Origin of the sequence: Yersinia kristensenii, from assembly GCF_900460525.1 — a bacterium.
Taxonomy (GTDB): Bacteria; Pseudomonadota; Gammaproteobacteria; order Enterobacterales; family Enterobacteriaceae; genus Yersinia; species Yersinia kristensenii.
Map to the genome: position 1 here is coordinate 185,849 of NZ_UHIY01000001.1, position 23,044 is coordinate 208,892.

The following is a 23,044-nucleotide window of genomic DNA, read 5'->3' on the forward strand; positions in this document are numbered from 1 at the left end:
TAAAGTTAGTAGTTACATCTGATCTTCGGTATAGATACCGGCTGAAATAATGGCACCGCCGATAATTCGCTCACCGTAACCGATGGGGATAGGGTTTCCCTGCGCCACTGTATTCACAGGCCCACCAAACGCATAGCTTGGGGTGTTCTCTGCTGATTGCCTTGATGCAAGTCCGCCCTGTTGCGGTGATAACATTTGCACCACACCACCGAGCATCATTGCTGCACCGACTTTAAAAAAACCAGCGGCTAAAGGGCTTGCAGTACCACCAGACATCCAAGTCATAACCGCACCCACGGCGACAAGAACTGCTCCAAGTATTGTTTGGAATACACCTGCTTTCTTACTACCAATAATAACGGGGATAATACGGATAGGTTCTTTACCGTTAAGACTTAATTCATTCTCACCAATATTCCGTTTCCCATTAAAGACCGCAAATGTAAGCCCCTTGGATTCACTATCAAGCAGAAACTGCCTAAATCCCTTAATTTGTAAACTTAGAGCTTCTATTGCTTCTTTATGGTTGGATACATCCCAGTTATATTCCCGCCCGAATTTCTTACCTAAAACTCCACCGAGAGTTATTTTTCTTCGCATTTATTACTCCACGCACAAAAAAACCGCCTCTCGGCGGCTTAGTTTCAATTCAAACTTATGGGTTTTATATCTAAGTTTCCGCTTGGGTCAGAAAACAGCCTAACCCCTTTGCTTTGTCCTGCTTTTAAATTAATCTCCTGTTCTGTTGGGAGTTCGTCAGCGATACAGACTTTACCTTCTCCCTGAAACCCAATCATCCACTCCCCAGGCAACAAATAAAAACTAACTTTTTCGCCGGGATTTAAACTTGCGGCCTTCTTTCCATTAAGGAATACTGCCGCATAGCATCCACCACCAAGGAAACCACTATCTCTGACCACTGTCAGTTGCGAGGCACCTGGTAGCAAGTTTTGATATAAAAATACTCTTTCCTTGGGTGCTTGTAGCGCATTGCTTGGTTTAACAGCGGTTGTAGCGCAGCCCGATAGCCCCAACAAAAGAATTACCATAAATATATTTTTCATATCGTTACACTCATCAGTTAATTACTGATAATCATAACATCAGGGCTTTATGTCGCAACTTTACTGTAGTGCGATCTTGATAATACCCGCCAAATGGCACCCTTTTACTCATATGCCCGTACATGTGATGAATCATCATCCCATCGCCGATATAGATTGCTGCATGGTTCGGAACTGGCGCGCTTACTTGCATGATAATGACATCACCAGGCAATAACTCGCCGTCAATCTCCACAAACCCCGCGTTGCTATAATTATCCATGTACAAATTTTCGGTACCGGATTCCCACCAGCAGGGTGAGCGTTCAAAATTGGGGAGATCAATACCTCGTTCCAGCTTGTACCAGTCGCGAATAATGCTGAAGCAGTCCCACACCCCATGCACGAACGGACGCCCCTCGAGTGGTCGCGGCCCTATAATCGGCTCAACTATTCGTAAGTCACCTTCCGGCCAACTGACAATAACCCAGAGTAACTCGGACATGTCACACTGGGCATGATCAACATTACTGGGTTGGGTTGTTGCATCAGGGTGACTGTGAACAATATGGGTGACACGCCCCCAGCCCTCGGCTGCGGCGTAATCTTCCGGGTGCAAAATGAAATTTTCGCGTGGCTCAGTGGACTGATTGCGGCACGGAAAGTATTTCTCCGTCCGCCCCTTGCGACAAATTAAACCGCAAGCCTCGCGGGGGTAGTCTTTCTCAGCATGCGCAAAAATCGCTGCCTGGGTTTTCTTCTGCATACTTATCTCCTTAAGAGCGACGAACCCGGCTCCGCACCATAAGGCAAAGGTTCAGTACCATGGCGAAGTTTGCAGGCCCGAAGCGATCCGCTACATTCGTCACGACTTGGATCATCGGTTGGGTTATCATCTTCATCAAAGTACAGCGATCCAGCATAGTCGCAGCCCCGCCCCGTTCGATACCAGCCCCGCATACAATGACGGCAAACGCTCCCCTGAATTTGCTCTCGGGGAATTTTAATACCTTGCAGATTGTAAGGGCCGGATAAATCGAACTGGATACCATCAGTGCCTTCGCCAGATTTACGATCAATGAAGTAGATATAAAGAGTTTCATCATCTGGGCTGGCTGAGGGGTTGCCCTCTAAAAAATTTCGAGCATCAAGATAATGAGAAAAGGTTTTGTGTACCTTAATTTTGGCCTGTGCCAGATCTTGATATGCGAGACACATCGCACTGATTGTGCCATCAATATTTCCCACCCTGAGTGAAGGCCTGGGAGCTGTGCCGTCACCGGCTATTTCTATTCCGGTCAATTCCACTGGCCACGGTAAGTATTCAATCCCTTGCCACCAGAGAGACTTTACTGGAAGTTTGGTGATATCCCCGTCTGCCGCTCGTAATTCTTGAGAGGTGTACGGTATTTTATGATTATGGAAAAAAAGTTCAGGACCATTAAAGTCCGAGCAATCAACCGCATAAAGCCATACCTCGTTGCCGGGGTCTAGCGTTTGATAATCGTGTTTTATACCCATATTAAACCTTACGGATGATAAGCAATTTCGAGGGGGACATTGAGCTGAAACATCGGTTTACCGGCTGAGTTTTTACCTTTTGCTGTCGGGTCATATGCCTTGCAAACATAAAGGCCCAGCTCACCCATGGGGTTAGTCCATTCAAAAGCGGTGTGTCCCTGATGCTCATCCAGAAAATCGAGGATTGGCTTGATGTAGTCCCAATCCCCAACAAACTGGAGTGTCCATTCCGTTGATTTGGTGTTTATCCCATCACCGGCCCGCTGGATATACCCGTCACCAAACTGAATCTCTCGGGTTCGAAACTCGGTTTTTGCCGTAGCCTCTACCCGGGGGCAGAACGTGAATACCTTTATCACTATCTACCCCCTTGGATGGCAGTTGTAATAGCGCCTCGCTGACCTAAATCTTTTTGTATCAACTCTCTGTATTTATTTTCGACGAAACGGCCAATTTCACTGCCAAACTGCTCGTATCCAGATGAAGACTGTGAGCTGGTACCACTGTCATTTATCTCAATGTAAACCTGTGGCGCTCCGCCACCCGCAGTTGATGAAATCTCAGGTTGGCGGGTTGTTAAGGCACGAACACCTAGCGAACCATCGGCTGATCGAGTCAGTGGCATAATGGCTTCTGGCCCCGCCTCCCCCATCACACCAGCTCCTTTTGCAAATGCAAAAAAGGTGGGCGAACTGACAACTTGGCCACTGTAAGCGCTCAGACTCGGCGAGTCATAAACACCGCCCTTGGCATTAAATGACAATCCGCTATAAGCGCCCCCGGAGAATGCGTTGCTTGCCGCACCTCCGCCGCCCATAAAGCCCCCCAACAACCCGCCAGAGACGCCCGTAATCGTCTGCATGATCGTACTGGTGATAAGGGCTTGCGCGGCCATATCAACAAGGTTTTTGATTATCGACTGAGACAATGACGCGAATAAATTAGACATCGCCTCTTTAGTGGACTGAGTGCCATTCACTAACCCAGTCAGCATATTGGATAACCGGTCTTGTGAGTCCTGAAACAGATCAACAGCCATGCGCTGCAGGTCGCCTTGCGAGGCGAATAATTGCAATGATGCCTGATACTGCTGTTCGCGGGTTTCTGTCTCGGAAGCAAGAATAAGCTGGTTTTTTCGCTGTTCGGTGATAACACCTGCCGCCGCATAAGTCTCAATAAGCGCCTGACGCTTTGCCAATTGGTTACTGAGGTTTTGCACCGGATCGACGTTACCGGCTAACTCATCATTGGCACTGACGGCGTAACGTTGGTTAGCGTCGGCCAGCGCCGTCAGATAGTCCGTGTGGATCTGTTGTTTACGGCGGGAAAGTTCCTCGGCGCTTTGTATCTCACCCCCGGCAATCTGCCGTTGTAGCTGCTCCTGTGCCTGACGTTGTGACTCAGCGGCGCTGCGGTAAGGGTCTGACGCAATCGCTGCATTATGATCTTCCCAGCGCTGCTTTGACTCTGCGAGGGTTTTATTCAGCCGTTCCAGTTCAACACGTTGGCCATCGGTATATTTCGCGCCGGTTTCAATTGATGCGGCAAATAATGACGCAGCCGCTTCACCTTGTTTGAGTCGAACAGACTCAACCTGAATCTCTTTATTCAGGTTGGCAATGGTTTGCTCATAGGCTTTTGTTGCGCTTTCAGCCGTTTTAGTGGCACTGGCCGCTTTGCTTTTAGCCTGTTCATCTGCCTTATTCTGCTCGGACTGATCGTAGTTCCTGAGTTCACCGCTTACGAACTTTGATACCTCAGTGGGATCGGTGATTTTGAGCCGTTCAGCTTCCTGCCTGGCGATTTCAGTCGCCTGCGCCCTGCCCGATAGCTTTAATATAGCGAGCTTATCATCCTGCACTTTTTGCGCGTTTTTAAGCTCTTCGCTGACAGGAATAATCAGACTGGTCGAGTTAAAAGCGGCTTTGGCTTGAGTCGCTACATTTATAGAGTTGGTGAAGTGAGCCATCATTCCGGCTGCGACACCTATCTCTACTTGTTCCAGTTTGAGGATGCCTACACCCTCTTTAAGCGTTCCATTTAGCTGAGCGCTCAGGACATTAGCACCGTTTACCGCCCTGCTTTTATTCTCTTCCGCATCCGTTAACTCTTTGAGTGCAATGGCTTGATTATTAATCGAGGTTTTCAGTTCTTCAGCTGCTTGCTTCCCAATTACAGAGCCTTTCCCCCATAAATAAATCTGGCGACTGTTGCGCTCAACGGCTTCAGTGGCTTTGTCGTAATTCTTTTGCGCATCAGCAACAACGGAAGAAAGTGCCGGTAATGAGTTATTCAGCTTGCCGATTTCTGCGGCTAACTGAACATTCCCCATCTCCCGCATTTTATCAATCAGACCACCGATTCCACCCGCCAGCTCTGTCGCTGACCGTTTGGCCTGTTCTGATTTTTCGTAGAAATAATAAATTGCTCCGGCTGCTAGCATTGCGGCCCCCACAGGGCCACCCACCAAGCCCAGCGCCTTACTTGCCAGCCCGGAAGCGATATTTAAGCGCCCCTGCGCCGCCGCAAGAGCATCTGTTGCAGCGACTTCGGCGCGTGATGCCGCCGCAACAGCAGCGGAGTTGGTTGCCAACTGTGCACGAATAACAGCGCGAGCCTTTTCTGTTTGCGCCAGCTGTAGTTGAGCAACTAACGATTTCTGGACTGCTACCGCTGATTCTCGCTCAGTCCGGATCTGTAACAATGAAGCCTGAACACCTTCAACCTGTGCCGCAGCCAGGGAAAGTTGTGCACGGGTTGCGGTAATCAGATTGCCGGTCGCGCTGCTAACGCTGCTGGCCAATCCGCCGAAATAGCGCGCCAAACCAAGCCCAACCAGCCCGGTACCGGCAGCAACTAGTACATCGATATTATCCGCAGCAGTACCAATCACACCGGAAATTGCTGCCGTCACACCCATTGCAGTGTTGGCATCACCGATATAGGCTTTCCAGTGGTTTGACAGCTTAGTGATGGCATCCCCGACCGTGGTCGGCATCGCTTCGGCAAGTTCAGCGTTACGGTCTTTTGCCGCAATTACCGCCTTGGAAAAGGTATCCATTGATAACTTTCCAGCCGCGCCAAGTTTTTTCACCTCAAGTTCAGTGGTACCCAAATAACGGGCAATATCACCGATAACAGTCGGCATAATCTCCATGACGGCATGCCACTGATCACCGGCAACTTTGCCATTCACCATGGATTTTGACAGCGCATTAATCGCGCTTTCGCCCTTTTCTGCACTTGCGGCATTAATAGTTAACGCGCTGGAAATTGAATCAATAAAATCAATGGTACTGGCGGTGGAGAAGCCCAGCTCTTTCATGGAATTGGCACTGCGAATATAAAGCTCGGATTGCTCCTCGATACTTTTATAGGTGCGGTCACTAATTTCCATCAAGCGTTGCTGAACGCTGTTATATTCTTCTTGTGAGCCGGTAGCCATTTTGATGCGTGATGAAATTTGCCCGTATTGGTCAGCCGTGTTGATGAGACTACTCACCGCGAACGAACCGGCAAGCACACCCACCATGGCGCGTGCTGATTCTCTTATGGTGGCCAACTCATTGTTAAGTTCGGATAATGCGCGTTTGCTCTGACGCGTAGCCGCTTCTACCTTGCGAGAGCCGCCCTCCATTGTTTTGTAATATTCAGCACCCAGACGAGAAGCTCTTGCAATCTCGGTTTGAAATGAACTTGAGTTAGCCGACAGGTTGACGATCAGATCACCCAGAACTGTCATAGTTCCTCCCAGAAACCCGCCGAAGCGGGTGAATTACTCAGCCAACTGACCTAAAAACGCTTCAAGTTCTGATCCGTCGTCGTCAATTTTATTTTCCGACTTACCCCAGCCCAATAACACATCTTCAATACTGAGCTGATTTCTCCCCCCTTGTGCGTTATAGGCCGCTGCCGTGATTTGTGCTGCTTGAAAATCTCCCCGCTCATCACCGATCGGGCTGATACGGTCATATGCAGCCCACAAGCGAAGTTCACTCATCCCGATCGTTTGTTGGAGTTCACCCAATGTCCTACCCAGACGAAGTGCGAGTTTCATCATGAATTGGGTGCCGGGTTCTATGACTTTTTTTCAGCATCCTCTGAAGATGTTGCCAACCCCATCGCGATCCTCAAAAGACGGGCATGCACTGGGCCGTAAAATGAAATCACGGTTTCCAATTCGCTCACTGCAAAAACTGGCTGCAGGTCTTCGTCCAATAACGCATCAATAAACATCACAGCATCAGCACGAATATTGCGCTGGGTTTCTTCTGAGATAGAAAGCTGGACTCCCCCCTCCTTTATTTCCGGTGATGCCATAATCTCGCGCCACCGGCCCCATCCCTCTAAAGAGGGTTCTCGTAGTACGACACTCACCCCATCCCACTCGCTGACTGATACCGTTTTAGTACGAAATCCAGCATGTGCTGCAGATACCAGTGATTTGAGATCAAACTTCTTTTTGACTGACATGTTTTAGTGCTCTCCTGTTAAGCGGTGACGTTAGCTGTGTAAGTCGCGGTTTTGTTGCCATCGGAAGTCGTAACCGTAATGCTGGCTGATCCTGCAGTTGCCCCGGTAGGGGCTGTTACTGTCACCGTCATACCGCTGGCCATCGCTGTCGCTCGGGCCGGAACGGATGAGAGTAAAGTGAAGCCTTTGTTTGTCGCATTTGACGGGGTAATATTGACGTTAAATGTCGCTGTCCCACCCGCAGCCACGCTGCCACTAGTCGGCGTCAGGGTTACGCCAGTGACGGGAACGACATCAGAAGCCATAATGCGGACAGGCTTACCAATAATGCGCAGAGTATAAGAAGCGGAAACCACACCTGACGTCCCGGCACTCCAGCTGTTTTGCCGAACCTCAGCAAGATAGGCAAATCCGTTACCCGATGGGAATACAACCCTGATAGCGCGGCGCTCATCCGTTTCATAGGCTTCCATTAAAGACTCTTGCGCCAACTCGCCAGCACTCCAGTTTCGATTGATGCTCATTTCGGCTGGTGATGAAAGTCCATTCGTCATTTCTTTTTCGGTCGAACAAAGTGTCGTCACTTCAATGTCATCTTTCTGCCCTCCGGTGAAACTCAGCTCTTTTGTTGAACACGATGCTGACAGCCAGGTAGCATTTGCCGGGTTTGCTTCGGTCGCTACCGCAGCAGAAATGCTAAATACTGTGCCCTGCGTTTTTTCATAAATACTGGTCATATATTGACTCCAGGCATAAAAAAACCCGCTCAGTGGCGGGTGCAATAAAGGGAAAACGTTATTTAAAATACGTTACGGAATAATTGATATCTGATGATCCCCAGGTCAGTGCCTCATCATCGCGTCGATAGTCATAGCCGAGCGGCGAAAGGCTTTCGACCAACTGAGATAATGGCGGGATATCTGCCATCACGGGATAAATCTTTGTTTCCATCCACTCATCAAGCGCTGAGTCAGGACTTTGTGCTTTTAAAAAAACCTCCACGTGCAAGACTGCCCGCCAGTGGTCACCATCGATATATTCTCCCGTGGACTCAGAATCAGTCAGATAAACGGCCACTGCAGGTAAATCTTTTACATCAAGAAAGCCCGGCCTGCCGTCAAAAAAAGTGACATTGGGATCATTAATGGATTTTTTCAGTGCATCCAGCACCGCCATGCGTATCGCGGTATGTCTATTCATCGTTTAATTACCAGGCGTAATTGATTATTCAGCGCAGCAGACAACTCTTTGGGTAAGTCACTATTCAGAAGGGATTTTGTTTCATCATGAAATGCCTGAGTCAGCGGCGCGGCCATCGGTATCTTGATAACCTCGATCGGGTAGCGGGCTTTTGTCGTTCGACGCATCACTTGCCATCGCCCATTACTGAGTTGCTGTAAGAATGCCCCTGAAAATGAGAGGCGCCCTACTTTTAACACGCTACCTGCACCGCCCTGATCCCCGCCACGACGAGATAACTGCATGCGCACCGAACCAAGGTTAATGACGGGTAAATCACCTCGTTTCACGCGAATTGTGGCTATCGGACGTCCGGGGCTGGCCTTTTTCAGTTTAGCCCGCCCACGTACCAGTTTTAACGGTACTCTCGTACCCTTTGAAACTTTAGAGCTGCTGCGGCTAATTGCCCGCGCAGCAACCCGGTTAACCGCTTGCGAGGTGGCTCGAGGCACCGCCGTTTTACTGAGTTCAGTAAGATTACTAATTAACTGATCCAAACCTTGAACTTTCATGGCGTCTCCCGTTATTCCAACCAGATCTGCGGTTTGCCATTAAAAGACTGGTAGCGGGTGACAATATAGGATTTTCCATCCCAGACAGTCTGGTCGTTACGACGTGGTTTATAGTCAGAAGAGAAAATGACTAGTGATATGCCGTCTCCAGTCAAAGGACCCATTTCAGGAATAAGATGACTTTCAACGGCAACAAACCCCACGTCATTAATCAGGACTGGTTTTCCCATCCTGTCCAGCGTTGCCCGATCCATTTTTTCCACCAGCCGTTCAAAGGCGTTAGCCATTAATTTTTACCGCAATCACGGTCTCACTCGCTGCTGCTGAGGCCCAGGCACAACCCGCAGCAACTGCGTCAGTGGACGCAAGTTGAATCTTGCCCGCTTTCAGGAAAACCTTTTTTCCTGCTGGAATGATATCAGCAGCCAATTTAGGCAATAGGAAAACCCCCTCGGCCAAGCCATCGCCGGTGACTGCAGGGCCAATATCAACCAGCGCCACGGCAACAATATCGCCAATAACAACAGGATCTCCGCTGGTGATAACCTCCGCACCAGAGTTGGTGATTGGAATAGTCATGCCTTCCTGAACATAATTTTTAGCCATTTGAATTATCCCTACGACCCCGAGGGGCCGAATTTTAGGTATAAAAAAAGCCCAACAGGGCCGGATTAATAAAATGTCGCGATCATTCGCCGCTGGACTTCACCAAGCCACGATGATCAACAGGTGCAACACCCGCATCAATGCGGACCTTGGTCGTTACACCGTCTGATGTGAAGCCTTCCTGCTGATCAATGTATGGTGTGTCCATACCGGATAAATACGCAACTTCAATCGTATCGGTTCCCTGTGCCGCCGCGAGATACCAAGCTTTGGTGCTGGCATCATCAAGACGAGGTTCGGCAATGACGGTGGCAAAATCTTTAACCGGGTTGATGATGCCCGCGTTAATATCCGCCCCCTTGACACTGGATGAGCGAATGACCTGGTTAGTCGTAGACTCCAAACTGGTTGGAACAAGAATAAATGCCGGACGAATGTTCAGGTGACGCTCACCCTCTTTCTGTGTGCGCATCATTTGACGGGCTTTATCAAGATTAGCCACGTCAATCCCGCCGCTCGTAAGATTGCCATGCTTACTATCAAACAGAGGGGTGTTGTCGGTTGTCATCTTGGGGTTAGTCGTCAGAATGAGATAAACCAGATCCGCAATGGTGGCTTTCGCCGCCCGCCCCAACTTCATTGGAATATCTGTCAGCATGTTCAGGTCATCATTAATAATAGCCTGACGGGTGATAGAGAATAACTCACCGTAAGTTGCCAACGCGATGGTGGCCTGCTTGTCGCCAGTCGTCACATACTTATATTCTGCACCCTCACGGACCTTGCGCAGCGATTGAAAACCGCCCATCCCAACACGGTGTGCCGTTTTAAAATCAGAAAGTTGACCTTTGCGGGTCCATTCTTCGAACGTTTCCGGTGCTTCCTCCCAGCCCTGCAGGATGGATTTATTACTCACATCGATCAGGATATTGCCAAAATCAGAAGTGCTGTGAGTAAAGGCCATGCCCACCATCTGCATTGGGTTGTAAGATGCAACACCAACGCCCCGCTCAGTCAGGGACATCCGGGCCAATTCACGCAACGTCATACTGTTATATGCGTTGTCTTTTTGGCGCTCTTCATATCCCGCACGCACCATCAACGCCTGACGAATACCATCCCCAGTAAAGTTACCATTACCGGCATAGATATGTTGGCTGGCAAGAGGGGTTTTATTCGATGGCGTGGCATCTCTGCCCATCAATGCCAGCAACTTTTCTCGGGATTGTTCAAGAGTGCAATCAATATCTTCGACGCACGCGGACTGCAGTTCCTGATAGCGTCCACCGAACATAGAAAACAGATCTTTAATCCCGTTGATGCGTTGTTTTTGTGACTCGCGCTCCTGTGCACGAATAGCATTGTCATCCAGCGTTGCTGCGGGTGCTATCGGATTAGTGGGTGCGACAGGCTGCGTAACGGTCGCTTTGGGTGTGATAATCATATTCTTCAGAGAGGCTGGCATAGAATCGAATTCCTCAATACGTTTTGAATTGATGCGGGCCATAGCCTGCATCGACGGAAGTAGTTGATCGGCAAAACCGTGCTCAACACATTCTTGTGCTGTTAACCAGGTTTCTTCACCGAGCATGACGGCCAGTTCTTCCGGGGTTTTACCGGTTTTTTTGGCATAAGAGGGAATGAGCACACCCTCCACTTTATCGAGCAGGTCGGCATAGTCGCGCATATCATTAGCGTCGCCACCGGTAATGCCCCAGGGTTTGTGGATCATCATCATCGCGTTTTCCGGCATGATGACAGGGTTGCCGACCATCGCAATCACCGAGGCCATAGACGCGGCCAGTCCATCGATATAGACCGTTTTACTAGCGGGGTGACTATTTAACAGGTTGTAGATAGCAATGCCTTCAAATACATCACCGCCCGGAGAATGAATGCGCAGGTTAATATGGTCGATATCACCCAACGCTTTCAGGCTGCTGGCGAACTGGCGAGCGGTAACCCCCCAGTAACCGATCTCCTCGTAAATATAAATATCCGCGCTCTTTTCACCACTCGCCTTCATGCGGAACCAGCTTTTATCTCCGCCAGACGCCTGCGGTGCCTCAATCAGTTTCTTTCTGCTGCTCTTGCCCACGGGCATCTCCTTTATCATTAGCCGGATCAGTATCAAACCTGAGATCCAATTCATTATTTTCGTCTATCTCCGCCTTGCGACGGCGTTTCACATCCCCCGGATTAGCGCCGCGAGCTCTGATCCAGTCAGCTTCTGTTGCCGCTCCACCGCGAATTAGCACGCGCCATGAGTTAGCCTCTTTCAACGGGTCAATCCATGGCATAACTGGCCCGCTGTATACCGCATTCAGCAATGTAGCCGGGTCAACATCAGGCGGAACATTAATAACGCCAGCGGCAATGGCCTGTTTCAGCCAATTGCGGTACATGGGACGGGTGACTGCTGCAATAAAGGCATCCTGCAATATGCTGTAGCCCTCAAAAGATTCCACCAGTTCCTGTCGCTGGGCACTGTATGTGCCGTCATAGTTGCGGGAGATGCTGGAATAACTGCCTCGGCTCCCAGCAGCAACAGCTCTTAGTTGGCCGTTACGGAAATTTTCAAGGTTGGGATTGGGTCGGTCTGACTTGATCATGCCGATTTCTTCACCGGGTTGAAGTTCGTCAAACAACATACCAGGAACAATGTTTAACTCTCTGCCACTGCTGGTATTCGTGTCGTCAAAAGTTTGACCATCCCCTTTTTTGATATACATACCTAATGCAGCAGCAATGCGTGCGGCGGTTAGCTCAGAATCCTCGTACTCTTTGAGCGCACTCAACCGGATCAGGATGCCAGACAATAAGCTGTTGCCACGGACCTGATGCAGGCGACGCATAAATTTCAGGTGCATCATGTCATCAGCCGCTATTTCTTTCGTGTTACCCAACGCAATGCCTGTCGTGACGAGGGATTTATACACAACATATTTAGTGGGTCGCCCCCAGCCATTTAGATAAATACCCTGACAAACATTTTTTCCGGTATCGTTCATTTCCAGCGGTACAAAGTCAGGTTCCAGCGCCTCAATCCAAAAAGGAATACTGGCTGTTGCCGTTAACCCCTGAGCAGTTCCACTGACAAATTGCCCAAACACTTCACCATCACGGAGCCAGGTGCGGGCCATGAGGCGCTCCAGTACGGGGCGGGTAAATTGCCCGGTCACATCAGGTGAGACAGACCACTCCGCCCATGCAGCCCTGATTTTCTTTGCCAGATCATCAGCTACTAACCCGGTACGGAGAATAGGCTGGGGATCGACAATAATTCCCTTGGCACCAATGATGCGCTCTTCCAGTTTATCCAGCAGTCCGATCACAAGGTCATGATTGTTATCCAGCCACCGCGCCTGCTCCCTCAGCGAACGTCCCCCGATCTGGCTGAGTTGGTTAGCATTACGGTTTTCACGCTTGGCGCGGTGTGTGCGAGTGGGTAATACCGCTTCATAAGCACGTATAGCCACGCGAGACTTTAAACGGGCGGCTTTCCAGCCCGGAGAAAACAGGCCAATAGCATCATCAAAAATACCCATTATGGAAACCTCGCCACTTTATACATAGGGCGTCCACGCTGAGTTGCCAGAAGATTAGCGAGACGGCGTTCCCATGCTTCTCTGCCCTTGCGAATCTCACTCAAATTTTCCATCGTCATTGACTGGCCATTAAAGGTGATGGATTTACCCTCCAATACCGTTTTTTCAGCGGTTAGATATTGCTGGAGCATGTTTTCAATCTCTGCCTGATTCACAACCAGCCTCCGGATGTAGATGACGCCCATGCAGAGGTACTGCCCTCCTGCTGGGCTGGTGATTTCTTAGGTTTTGTTGTCTTAGTTCGGGATGTTTGGGGTGGCGGTCTTTCAGTCACAGATAACGGAGGTTTGGATTCAACAGGCTGAGCCCATGGCGGCGGTTTTTCCCAGTTAATTTTCTCGTAACCTCGCAGTATTACCAGTGCATGGGCATACACCATTAAATCGAATGCCTCATTTGCGCCCTTGCCGGGTTTGCTCCATTTGCCATCCTGCCCCCGCTCTTCATATGTGAGTTCGTCGTAAAACCACTCCCCCAGCCAGTCAGGAAAGTGAACATAGTTAGGCCCCGGCGTCTCACGCGATAACGCGTTACTGATCCGGTCTTTTAATAGGTTTGTTTGCAAGAGATACAGAGGAACGTCACCCCGCGCCTCCGCTCGTCGATTGGGACGATCGGTATTGTCGGGGAAGCTTTTAGTGATCAACTTACCGCGAGACTGGCTATCCCCTTTGAAAAGGTACACACGCTTGTGGACACCATCGCGGCGGCATTGCCGCCAGAACTCATAAGCATTACCGGTAACGCCATCTTCACCACCGGAATCCACAGCCATTGCCAAGACCGGCAGGGTGATGGATGGATTGGCATCCATCGGCCAGCATTTATCCAGAACATCAGTACGCAGCAGATCCCAATCCTCCAGATAAGCTGCGGGGTTAATTGGCAGACTTTCACCGTTAGTCCCCGTTCGCATCGACTGACGGATGTTATAGCGGTCAACTATCCAGCGTTCGCCATGCGCACCATAGCCCACTATCTGGACCACAAAGCGGCGATTTTTCCCCCCTTGAACATCCACAGTAGCCACAAGGAATAGCACCCCATCCGGCACAGTTCGCTTCGTCACCTTACTGGCGCGGGCCATTAAGGTTTCAGACTTGCGTTGCTCGGTGCTGGATCGGGGAAGATATGGAATACCACAGTCAGTATTGGTGACGGCTTTCAGGGTTTCTTCGCTACCGGTAGCCTCAAACTCCTGCTCTGCCGTCAGTAACCGGAATATCATTTGTGCCCAGGTTTGATAACCTGCGGCGGGGCCTTCCATCCAAAATGAAGCAATGCGCGATTGTCGCGGGGTTCCGGTAATCACTCCATCAGAATCGGAGTGTTCCCCCTCGCGCAACCAAATACCCTTTTTATTTAGCTCATCTTTTAAGTTTGATGTGATAACTCCCTGGCAAGATGGGCAAGCCAAGTGCGCTTCTCTGCTGGCTTTTACAGGGTCAGGTGTGTCACGAAACCCATTCATCGCTTGCATACTAGGCTGAAAGTATTCGCCGCAATGAGGGCAGGGCCAGTACCAACGCCGCCTGTCCCCACGGTTATACAACGAAAGAATACCGGTTGCCGGGGGAGCCTCATGAGGAGATGTTCGCCGCCATTTAGTATCACGAATGTCCCTGCCTGGCGAACTTTCCACCAGCGTCATACCGGAACTCATAAATGTGGTAGTACGCTTTGAGGCCAGTGTAAAACCATCACCTTCCCCACCAATATCTTCTACCCAGCGGTCATAATCAGTCAGCGCAACAAACCGGTAATCTGACGATGACAGGATATTGATTGAGGGCCAGCCTATCTTCAGATAATTACCTGCACGAAAAATAATATCGTGGACGTTATTATCATTGGGATTCGTACTGAGGCGCTTTGCAACTTCCGGACTAACCCGAAAGGTTCGGGAGAGGCGTTTCTTTGAGTGTTCTCTCGCCTTTTCCTCTGTCATTTGCACCAACAGAAAATCAGCGGGATCGCAGACAATAGAATAGACACACCAACCATCAATTAGCCCAATGGTTTTACCCGTTCGCGCAGGGCCGACAAAAATAACTGCGTCATACTCACGTGAAGCCAGGCAGTTCATGGGCTCAATGATATAAGGAGTCATGGATGGGTCCCAAGGCACTGAATTACCCCCGCCCTTTGGAACACGCATATACTTTTGCACGGCCTCGGCAACCGGAATGCGCCGGGGGGCTTTTAGTAGGGCAGAAACATCACGCCGTATAGCTGCCGCTGATGCATAACTCATTAATGCTCATCCTCAGTTTCTGCCAGTGAAACCGATGAGGCCATTAAGTCCCTTAGCTCATCAGCCAGCGATTGCGCTTCATTCACCAGTTCAGGTGACCAGCTCTTTTTACGCTCAAGCACATCCGGCCAGGTATCCAGAAGTTGGGCGACAGACTTCACTAACAAAGCCATTTCAGTATGAACTTCACTAACAGGGATAAGTTGACGCAAGCTTGCTTCCAACTTCACTCGCTCATTTTCCGACTGATACCAATCCTTACGATCTTTAGGTCCCATTTTCTGAGGATTTTGAAAACCGTCAGGATCGACAGGTTCAATCTCGCCAAACAAAATAGGGCCGACATCTTTCAGTGCATAAACGGGGTTGCCTCTCACTGTGTCAGCGATTGGCGTATTGGCATCGAGAAGCCGCTTTCTCACCGTTCCGCGATTCAGCCCAAAAGCCTCAGCAATCTTCGCTACGCTCCAGTTGTAAGCGTCCCCCAGATTGCTGATATTGGACATTGACACCTCATCCTGTCAGGTGAAACTGGTATTTATTTAATAAATTCAAATGATTACAATCTGGTCAGATGACAGTGCGCTTTTGATTTTGTCACCTGAAAGTTGAGTTTTATTTTAATTTTCATGAAGATAGGACATCTGCTGCTGTCACCATGAAAACTGAAAAACTAGCCGTTTTCCGCGAGTCCCACTCCCCGTGGTAGGGCCCCCCTCCGGGAGTACCTTTCGATAATGGTTCTCATTTGTATTTTTATGCACCATTTCGGGGCTCACATTGACTTATTTGATAATCGTTATCATTTAATGTGTTTGGGTTACCTGATGAATGAGTCACGGTGGCTGAGCATAGTGATACTTTCCTCTACTGCCCGCACAGCTTTTGATAAAGCAACAAAGTCTTTCTCGCGCTGATGGTTTACACGCTCAATGCATTTCTGATTCTCAATTACAGTGCTGATAATCGCCGCGACATCTTTCTTCAACTGCTCATTACTGATTAGTGACGGTTCAATCTTTGCGGCCGGAATCGCTCCACTAACCAGGCAATCATCAACACCTATACTCATCCGAATGTTGTACGTTTCGCCTTTGCCAACATAACCGCCAGTGGGAGCTGCATTAAGGATTTCACAGGCATCAGCGCTAGACTTGCCCGTTACTGTGGTGCTGCGGAATACTTCTTTACCATCGTTATCATAGAAGCGCACATGACACTCAATGTCTTGCCCCGCACGCAGGCCATTAACTAAATAGCTCTGCCATGATTTCGAGATAGGCTGACTGAGCATCTGTATTGTTCCATCGCCTTTTCGATATTCGCTGTGAACACGAACCGCTCCGGGCCACCAAACATTCCAACTAACAACAACACCAAACCTGCCGGAGGTAACATGAATAACGTCAGGCACTGTAACTTTCTTGCTTTGCTGTGGCTCTTGCGTTAACTGCTTTTGCAATTCAACAGCTCGCTCAAGCTTTACAATCAAAGCATCGATCTGACTGGTATCTGTATTAATGCCAATTTGCATTGAAGATGTGTAAATCGAGCCAGTTTGCTTACATTTCATTGTGTAGCTCCAATAGAAAAGCCACCGGCTTATAGGGCCAGTGGCTTAGGTTGTGCATTATCGATGGCACTCAATGAATGCCACCTGTAATGCTATTGGCTGCGGGTCATATGGCGGTACTGAGATACTGTCTTCCCGTTACTATTCATAACGTATGCAACATCATTAGGATGCAGAACGATATTTCTCTCCAACCCGGCAACCGATATTGATTGTTGATTAGGGTTAAACCCAACACTTAAACCACAATGAATCTCTTCACCGCCATTGGGTGACATTACTTTTACTGTAAGCATACTTATTCTCCTGCTTCTGGTAATAAAAAAGGCCACCGAAGTGACCTTTAGGATTAAGATTTAATCATCTTACGATGTGTGGCAAGGCCTACTGCAGTAATAGCAGCCATTTGCCTCCTTATACCCCTGACGCTTTGCTTCACTTACAGCGGGCGTGCAAGTATCAAATGAACCCAAATACACTCTATTTAGAATCGTAGGTAAATAATTACATGTCTCTGTATGTACTTCATTATCGCCATTGTCTTGCTTATTTTTGTTCACATAATACTTAGTCATTATTATTAATTCCCATCAGGTATGCTGACTATTCAGCAATTTCAATACTGCCAGATGGGTTGATACAAGAGACAATCAGATGAAAGTTATTTGATCGATATCATTAGTTATAATGAAGTATTTCTTAATATGTCGGGTTAAGCATGTACCTTTCACGCACCATACTTAGCCCCAAGCAATATTAATGTGACTAAATAGCCAAACTACGACTTCAATCACTCCCCAGCCAGCAACGGCGCAGATGCAGCCAAGAACAATAAAAGCCCCTGAACCCGGTAAGTTATACATTACGTTTTTCTCCCCGCTTTCTGCCGCCAGCTAATGATTTCATCGAGTCGACCCTTACAGATCCGCAACTCACGCTTAAGGGCTAGTGCATACAGCCCACTATCGCCCCAAGTGGTACCGACAAATTCTGGTACTTCGCATTCAGTTAATGCTGATTCAGGCGGTAGTAATACGGGGCAACTAGCTGGTGGCCGTGATACCGACTTACTCGCGCATGATGTTAATGCTAGCGTCAGGCATGCGCTGAATAGCACACTTATCATCTGACGAGACCGCCAGAAACCGCTTAAGCCGTTCATCACTTTCATTGCGTAGTTTCCTTTCGTTCTCCAACTGGCGGGCGGTTGCGGCGCGGTTGGCTGAATCGTTAGCACCGTAAGCATCAATGATGTTACCCAATGCCGTGTTTGTTGCTTGCTCGGCCACCAGCTCCGCTTCCGTTTTATCCACCTTATTAGCCAAGTGATTACGGTTAAGAAGCAGAAAAAGGAACGCGGTACCGATCAAAGCCACCAGCGCCGTACGCAAAGTGGTCATAGCTGCAATTCCCGCTTAGCCAATTCAAACCGAGCTTTGCGGTCATTAATCCCGTTATTGCCGCCATTGATAAGCTGTGTCACACGCTGAATATCATCAGCATATTGACCACAATTGCGGGATTGCCAGAACCATGCGGCAGAACGAGCGGCATTTAAATCCGTCAGTAGTTGGTCAGGGTTACTGATTAAATCCAATTTCAGCGCGGTACCACATGCCCGGTAGTTATCTAAGCCAGTAATCTGAATTAAGCCGCGACCGCGATACTTCCAGCCATCATCTACAGCCTTATTACCCATCCGGCCCGAATAAACCAGATTGGCAATGGCTCGTTGCCGATTAAGTGGTACCGCTACTTCACACGGTTTTCGCCCCAATGCTGAAGCCTGATCCGCAGATAGGCGCTTGCCGAACGTCGCAATCAAACCGTTAATGCTGTAATTGAACGATTCTCCCAGCAACGCGAAACTGGCTGACTCATGGCCAACTTGAGCAATAAACATCGCCTGTTGTACGGTAGTGGTAATGCCAAACTCTTTCATTGCTTGGGTAATAGGCTGAATCCAACGCGCAGCGCAATCGACGCTGATGTTAGCCGCCATTCTGAATTGATAAGGGGTCATGGTTTATACCTGAGGTTTATTGTCGTCAGTGCCGCCAATACGGTTGCCAACAAAACGAAGCGCCAACGCACGTATCTGCTCAACGCCAATGAAGCCAATTAACCCACCAGTGGCTAAGGTAAGTTGCTGTGGCAGGTCGAAGTATTCCAGAGTACTTACTGCGGTAAGCGTTAACGCGCCACAAGTCAGCCCCTCTAAGAACGTTTTCTTCCATCCACCACCGGTATACGCCACACGTAAAGCAGCCATTACTACTGATAGCAACACCCCCCCCATGGGGACATCGCCGCGCCACCAGGCATTAAACAGTTCTATCCAGTCTGCCCATGTATGCAGTTCGTTATGCATTCTCATACCACCTCCCCAATGGGGAATATTATTCCCGGCATTGTCGGGGGTTATAAATAGAAAAGGCCACGCAGTAGCGCAGCCTCACAATTATTTGCCTGTTACTTATCCACCTCAGGTGATGGTGGTATCTTGGTGGCGCTTAATCAACCAAGAAGGAAATCTAATTAATGTCCAACTTCGACAGAGAGCTACAGCTGCAATTACTAGAGCTGGCTGTAAACCACTACCCTGACTCAATAGATAAAAGATATATCCCTGAAAACCTGCTAGAAACTGACGAGCGAAAATTACTCCAGAACATCGCTTACTTGAACGAAGAAGGCTTGATTTCTGGTGGAGTAATGCAACTGTTGGCTGGGAAAATACCAGTAATTGAACTCATTACAGCCACCAAAGATGCGGTAAATCTATTAAGTGAAGAAGGTAGCATTTCTGCATCGTTGAAAGTTGTTACGGTGAAGTTGCATGATGATTCCCTTGCCGTTATCAGAGATTTTATCAATCAGAACGTGACTGACCCAGAAGAAAGGAAAGGCTATTTGCAGCGGATAAAAGAGCTTCCCGCTGACGCCACAAAACACATTGTGCTTGAACTACTGGGCAAGGGGCTGAATCAGCTACCGAACGCAGCCCTTTGGCTACAAACAGCGCTCCATTCTTCGTAAATTCATTCTCATTACGCAATTTTTCAAACTTTATCCAGCCGATGCCGCCTGTGATTTCTAGCCAAAAATCCTCGCGGTCATCGGTTGATAACGTTATAGCTTTCTTGGTAAAGGCTATGGCGTAGACCCTGAGTGGTTTTTCTGCATTACCATCCATCTTATTCGGCCTCTGTTAGTTGCTGGTATTTAGCCCACCAGTGCAGCCACTCATTAGCAGTAATGTGTGTGGAGTTGATTGGGTGACTGGTGGGCTAAAACGGAAAAAGGCCCACCGAAGTGAGCCTTGAATAAATAATTAAATTTAGAAACTATCGCTTAAAAAAGTCTAATAGACGTTTTCGGCATTTAAATACCAAATCGTATATATTACTTGGGGCAGGTTGAGTTAACAGGCGGAAATCATTAGCCATAGCCGATACAATCTCTTTGCGCTGCACATCTAAGTCTTTTATTCGAACCCGTAGATCTGCTGTAAATTCTGCAATTTCAGCCCTTGTACGGTTTTTATCAAGCATCACTAGATTTTCATTGCCAGGGGTTGTAATCATGAAAAAGTCATAAATTCTATCCTTGAGCGGTGGTACAACATCTTTCCAGCGTTTCCACTCATTTTCTCTGTGGAACTCTAATCCATGACGACACCACTGTATTTTTTCTAGATCTAAGCCATGCGAACTATCGTCAATTTGAGTTAACAGATCATTTAAAACATTAATTCTGAATGGTTCATTGCCCGGAGTGATAAGCATATGCGCATCAAGCGTACAGGCAATGCAACCGGCATAATGGACCCACTGACGCAGTGTGCTATCACAATTTTCTGACAATTTTTCCAGATGCGCTGCACTGATTTCGAGTTCTTTTTTTCGTAGCTCATTGCGTAAAGTGAAATTTGCTGCCAACCAAACAGCAGCTAACGTCACTAACGGTGTTATCACATCTTTGAAGTCCATATGCCGTTTCCTTGCTCAGTTCATGCCGCTAGTTAGTTTACAGCTTTTATTATCCCTAAAAGCGACTAATTCACTCTCCATAAATGACAAAAACCCGCCGAAGCGAGGTCTTTTATAATTATGTAAGCTGCGTAACAAAGTAACTATCCTTATCACAGTACAATCATTTTTGCGTACGCGTTAGCTTTTTTGTATTCTTCTTTTACTTAAATATTAGTTAAGTCTCTGGGATAAACGGCTGACATGCTGAGTATTGGATTTTGCTGTCGGTTAAGGCATCCAAAAATAAAATGGTGAAAAGGAAACCACAAATGACTGAGCAGCAAGACTTTAAAAACTTTAGTGTGCATTACGGAGCAGATAAAGACTCAGATTTAAGTAAGCATAAAATGAATGCCTATGATTTGGGCATGTCTATAGTTGAATTCGCTAAAATGGTTAATCGTGCAGATGATTTAATTAATAATGAAAGCACTCTCGAACTTGAAGTTAGAGCCCCAGCTAAAGCAGGCTCTTTAATCATAGAATTCGCATTACTTATAAAAAGTTCTGGTGCTCTGGAAGTCCTAAAATATTTAGGTATCAGTGCAGCATCTATAGCTGTAGCTCACGGTTCAGCATTCGGCGTAGCAAGAAAACTTAAAGATAAGCGTATTTTAGAGATACGAACCGAATCCAGCTCAGATGAGTCAACTCTAATTCTTGATAATGAAGAGATTGTCTGTAATAGAACAGTGGCTCGTCTGGTTTCTGACCCTGTGATTAGACAAGCTATGAATGAAATCATCACCCAACCATTAAATTCAGAGAAAAAACCAACGTTTAAAATCGAAATGGATGGAAAAGAAACATTCGAAGTAAAAGGTGATGAAACTCAAGAGTTTACGCCATTGCCAAGAGCCTCATTATCAAATGAAAAAATTGAAAACATCACTACCAATATTTTATTGACGCAAGTAAACTTTGATTCAAATCGTGGCTGGAAAATGCTATACGATGGAAAAGAACTAGCTGTGAAAATGGAAGATGCATCTTTCATGTCTAGAGTTAACGATAGTGAAAAAAGCTTTACCAAAGGTGATATGTTTGAGGTTGCACTATCTATAGTTACTAAGAATACGGCTAGATCGCAACGAACAGAATACATTATCACCCGCGTAATTCGACACAGGGTGTCACATGATAGGAAAATGGTTTAAGTGAGCGAAAGCGAAGCAATTAGCATTTTATTTCAAGCAATGACGTGGGTAGGGTTACTCATCCTATCCCCTTTTTTGTGGAAATTAGCGAATGCTTTCGCATACTACCTCACGGGAAAATTGAGAAAAAACCAGATTTTGATTGTGAAACACATACATAACAGCGAGGTTGTTAGCGAAATAACTTTAGACCTTTCTTCTAATACTCCAATAGTTCAACAACTTGACGAAATATCTAGGAGAAAGGCTTGAACTCTAACCTAGGCGATAAAACTGCAACTAGCGTTCGGAATGGCGTATTGGGTACTGCTGCTGTAGGTTCTGTATTAATTGGACTTACTAGATTTCTCGATAGCCCTCAACAAGAAGTGGTTACATTATTAGTCCCAATAATTAGCTCGCTAATTTCTTTTATTTATATGCAGCTTTATTGTCGATTAATTGAGCCACATGAAGTTTTACAACTAAGGGCGGGACTCAAGCGTGATATGAAAGAGCAAAAATCCATTATAAATGATAAGTATGCTGATGAGGAAACTAGAGCGAATGCTACAAAAATATACTCTGCAACAAGAATGCAAATTGCCACTCTAAGGCAAGACTATAACTCAGGAAAAATAAGAATAGCCTCACCTTCCATTACTGAGACAACCGACACTTAGATATCTAGGTTGAGAGTTATCTCCAGCATAGCTAAACACCCACCAATAAACCCTTCGGCTAATTGCATCTCTTTTCTGATAGTGCCATCTGAGCACTTACGCTTACGTGCAATCGACCTGAGTGATACATTGTATAGATAGTGCATAACTAGCAACTCATACTCGTCTGGTTTGAATTTATTAAGCCTTGCAACACAGCTATCAATGATGATTCCATCATCGTCACAGCATGAAAGCCTACTCGGTGACTTTGATGGCAATAAGCCTTTAAAACCCGCAGCAATATGAGAGTAATCTACCCCACTGTTATCACTGGCAGCCCAGCCGCCCCAACGCTCTAATACTATAGAAATATCTCTCAT

30 protein-coding genes and 1 pseudogene are annotated in these 23,044 nt (G+C 47.6%); 3 read left to right on the forward strand and 28 right to left on the reverse strand.

Annotated elements, in window-relative coordinates; genetic code table 11:
- Nucleotides 1-12: 12 nt before the first annotated feature.
- The 26 genes and pseudogenes from DX162_RS00805 to DX162_RS00925 all read right to left on the reverse strand — a co-directional run bounded on the left by DX162_RS00805 (nt 13) and on the right by DX162_RS00925 (nt 19,206).
- On the reverse strand, nt 13-600 hold the full coding sequence (locus DX162_RS00805; RefSeq protein ID WP_098080969.1) for a tail assembly protein: 588 nt from the start codon (nt 598-600) through the stop codon (nt 13-15).
- A 44-nt stretch (nt 601-644) separates the two neighbouring features.
- Nucleotides 645-1,064, reverse strand: a complete 420-nt coding sequence (locus DX162_RS00810) for a hypothetical protein (protein ID WP_004390486.1) — start codon at nt 1,062-1,064, stop codon at nt 645-647.
- A gap of 31 nt (nt 1,065-1,095) precedes the next feature.
- Nucleotides 1,096-1,809, reverse strand: coding sequence for a C40 family peptidase (locus DX162_RS00815; RefSeq protein ID WP_004390485.1), 714 nt, complete (start codon nt 1,807-1,809; stop codon nt 1,096-1,098).
- 2 nt (nt 1,810-1,811) lie between these two features.
- The gene (locus tag DX162_RS00820; RefSeq protein WP_004390484.1) at nt 1,812-2,564 is read right to left on the reverse strand and encodes a phage minor tail protein L; all 753 of its coding nucleotides are present in this window, start codon (nt 2,562-2,564) and stop codon (nt 1,812-1,814) included.
- Between the two features lie 8 nt (nt 2,565-2,572).
- Nucleotides 2,573-2,923 (reverse strand): phage tail protein, encoded by a 351-nt coding sequence (locus DX162_RS00825; protein WP_408642836.1) that lies wholly within the window; start codon nt 2,921-2,923, stop codon nt 2,573-2,575.
- On the reverse strand, nt 2,923-6,306 hold the full coding sequence (locus DX162_RS00830; protein WP_004390482.1) for a tape measure protein: 3,384 nt from the start codon (nt 6,304-6,306) through the stop codon (nt 2,923-2,925). The genes DX162_RS00825 and DX162_RS00830 overlap by 1 nt, the downstream gene beginning before the upstream one ends.
- A gap of 33 nt (nt 6,307-6,339) precedes the next feature.
- Nucleotides 6,340-6,624: a phage tail assembly protein T gene (locus DX162_RS00835; protein ID WP_408642837.1), complete on the reverse strand. Its 285-nt coding sequence runs from the start codon at nt 6,622-6,624 to the stop codon at nt 6,340-6,342.
- A 17-nt stretch (nt 6,625-6,641) separates the two neighbouring features.
- A complete protein-coding gene (locus DX162_RS00840) occupies nt 6,642-7,037 on the reverse strand; it encodes a phage tail assembly chaperone (RefSeq protein ID WP_032819810.1) in 396 nt (131 codons plus the stop codon).
- 17 nt (nt 7,038-7,054) lie between these two features.
- Entirely contained in the window at nt 7,055-7,342 is a 288-nt protein-coding gene (locus DX162_RS22825) for an Ig-like domain-containing protein (RefSeq protein WP_321572391.1), read from the reverse strand.
- Nucleotides 7,340-7,774: pseudogene (locus tag DX162_RS22830) on the reverse strand (phage tail tube protein); the annotation flags it as partial. The pseudogene DX162_RS22830 and the gene DX162_RS22825, both read right to left, overlap by 3 nt.
- Nucleotides 7,775-7,832: 58 nt before the next feature.
- On the reverse strand, nt 7,833-8,237 hold the full coding sequence (locus DX162_RS00850; RefSeq protein WP_032819809.1) for a phage minor tail U family protein: 405 nt from the start codon (nt 8,235-8,237) through the stop codon (nt 7,833-7,835).
- On the reverse strand, nt 8,234-8,788 hold the full coding sequence (locus DX162_RS00855) for a phage tail protein (protein ID WP_004390477.1): 555 nt from the start codon (nt 8,786-8,788) through the stop codon (nt 8,234-8,236). The genes DX162_RS00850 and DX162_RS00855 overlap by 4 nt, the downstream gene beginning before the upstream one ends.
- A gap of 11 nt (nt 8,789-8,799) precedes the next feature.
- Nucleotides 8,800-9,075, reverse strand: coding sequence for a hypothetical protein (locus tag DX162_RS00860; RefSeq protein ID WP_032819808.1), 276 nt, complete (start codon nt 9,073-9,075; stop codon nt 8,800-8,802).
- Nucleotides 9,068-9,394 carry a DUF2190 family protein gene (locus tag DX162_RS00865; RefSeq protein WP_098080972.1) on the reverse strand — a complete coding sequence of 109 codons (327 nt, stop codon included), beginning with the start codon at nt 9,392-9,394 and terminating at the stop codon, nt 9,068-9,070. The genes DX162_RS00860 and DX162_RS00865 overlap by 8 nt, the downstream gene beginning before the upstream one ends.
- A gap of 82 nt (nt 9,395-9,476) precedes the next feature.
- Nucleotides 9,477-11,420 carry a ClpP-like prohead protease/major capsid protein fusion protein gene (locus tag DX162_RS00870; RefSeq protein ID WP_004390474.1) on the reverse strand — a complete coding sequence of 648 codons (1,944 nt, stop codon included), beginning with the start codon at nt 11,418-11,420 and terminating at the stop codon, nt 9,477-9,479.
- Nucleotides 11,421-11,460: 40 nt separating this feature from the next.
- Nucleotides 11,461-12,942 (reverse strand): phage portal protein, encoded by a 1,482-nt coding sequence (locus tag DX162_RS00875; protein WP_004390471.1) that lies wholly within the window; start codon nt 12,940-12,942, stop codon nt 11,461-11,463.
- Nucleotides 12,942-13,157, reverse strand: coding sequence for a hypothetical protein (locus DX162_RS00880; protein ID WP_032819806.1), 216 nt, complete (start codon nt 13,155-13,157; stop codon nt 12,942-12,944). The genes DX162_RS00875 and DX162_RS00880 overlap by 1 nt, the downstream gene beginning before the upstream one ends.
- Nucleotides 13,154-15,256, reverse strand: a complete 2,103-nt coding sequence (locus tag DX162_RS00885; RefSeq protein ID WP_004390470.1) for a phage terminase large subunit family protein — start codon at nt 15,254-15,256, stop codon at nt 13,154-13,156. Before DX162_RS00885 ends, DX162_RS00880 begins: the two co-directional genes overlap by 4 nt.
- Nucleotides 15,256-15,762 (reverse strand): DUF1441 family protein, encoded by a 507-nt coding sequence (locus DX162_RS00890; protein ID WP_032819805.1) that lies wholly within the window; start codon nt 15,760-15,762, stop codon nt 15,256-15,258. Before DX162_RS00890 ends, DX162_RS00885 begins: the two co-directional genes overlap by 1 nt.
- Nucleotides 15,763-16,076: 314 nt before the next feature.
- On the reverse strand, nt 16,077-16,829 hold the full coding sequence (locus tag DX162_RS00895; protein ID WP_032819804.1) for a hypothetical protein: 753 nt from the start codon (nt 16,827-16,829) through the stop codon (nt 16,077-16,079).
- A 92-nt stretch (nt 16,830-16,921) separates the two neighbouring features.
- On the reverse strand, nt 16,922-17,125 hold the full coding sequence (locus DX162_RS00900) for a hypothetical protein (protein WP_004390466.1): 204 nt from the start codon (nt 17,123-17,125) through the stop codon (nt 16,922-16,924).
- A 444-nt stretch (nt 17,126-17,569) separates the two neighbouring features.
- Complete coding sequence (locus DX162_RS22750) at nt 17,570-17,692, reverse strand: hypothetical protein (protein ID WP_004390465.1); 123 nt, start codon at nt 17,690-17,692, stop codon at nt 17,570-17,572.
- Nucleotides 17,692-18,000: an Rz1-like lysis system protein LysC gene (gene lysC, locus DX162_RS22880; RefSeq protein WP_422108583.1), complete on the reverse strand. Its 309-nt coding sequence runs from the start codon at nt 17,998-18,000 to the stop codon at nt 17,692-17,694. The genes DX162_RS22750 and lysC overlap by 1 nt, the downstream gene beginning before the upstream one ends.
- Nucleotides 17,897-18,229, reverse strand: coding sequence for a DUF2570 domain-containing protein (locus DX162_RS00915; protein WP_032819802.1), 333 nt, complete (start codon nt 18,227-18,229; stop codon nt 17,897-17,899). The genes lysC and DX162_RS00915 overlap by 104 nt, the downstream gene beginning before the upstream one ends.
- The gene (locus DX162_RS00920; protein WP_004390463.1) at nt 18,226-18,852 is read right to left on the reverse strand and encodes a glycoside hydrolase family 19 protein; all 627 of its coding nucleotides are present in this window, start codon (nt 18,850-18,852) and stop codon (nt 18,226-18,228) included. The genes DX162_RS00915 and DX162_RS00920 overlap by 4 nt, the downstream gene beginning before the upstream one ends.
- 3 nt (nt 18,853-18,855) lie before the next feature.
- Nucleotides 18,856-19,206, reverse strand: a complete 351-nt coding sequence (locus DX162_RS00925; RefSeq protein ID WP_032819801.1) for a phage holin, lambda family — start codon at nt 19,204-19,206, stop codon at nt 18,856-18,858.
- 164 nt (nt 19,207-19,370) lie between these two features.
- On the opposite strand from DX162_RS00925, the gene DX162_RS00930 reads away from it, so the two are divergent.
- A complete protein-coding gene (locus tag DX162_RS00930) occupies nt 19,371-19,868 on the forward strand; it encodes a hypothetical protein (RefSeq protein ID WP_032819800.1) in 498 nt (165 codons plus the stop codon).
- Between the two features lie 308 nt (nt 19,869-20,176).
- Here the strand turns inward: DX162_RS00930 and DX162_RS00935 are convergent, their stop codons facing one another.
- Nucleotides 20,177-20,821 (reverse strand): hypothetical protein, encoded by a 645-nt coding sequence (locus DX162_RS00935; protein WP_004390460.1) that lies wholly within the window; start codon nt 20,819-20,821, stop codon nt 20,177-20,179.
- 311 nt (nt 20,822-21,132) lie between these two features.
- Between DX162_RS00935 and DX162_RS00940 the strand changes: the two genes are divergently transcribed.
- Nucleotides 21,133-22,020 carry an LAPAL motif-containing putative phage structural protein gene (locus DX162_RS00940; RefSeq protein ID WP_115155826.1) on the forward strand — a complete coding sequence of 296 codons (888 nt, stop codon included), beginning with the start codon at nt 21,133-21,135 and terminating at the stop codon, nt 22,018-22,020.
- Nucleotides 22,021-22,268: 248 nt separating this feature from the next.
- Complete coding sequence (locus DX162_RS00950) at nt 22,269-22,682, forward strand: hypothetical protein (RefSeq protein WP_032819798.1); 414 nt, start codon at nt 22,269-22,271, stop codon at nt 22,680-22,682.
- On the opposite strand, the gene DX162_RS00955 is transcribed toward DX162_RS00950, so the two are convergent.
- Complete coding sequence (locus tag DX162_RS00955) at nt 22,679-23,044, reverse strand: antiterminator Q family protein (protein WP_032819797.1); 366 nt, start codon at nt 23,042-23,044, stop codon at nt 22,679-22,681. The genes DX162_RS00950 and DX162_RS00955 overlap by 4 nt on opposite strands.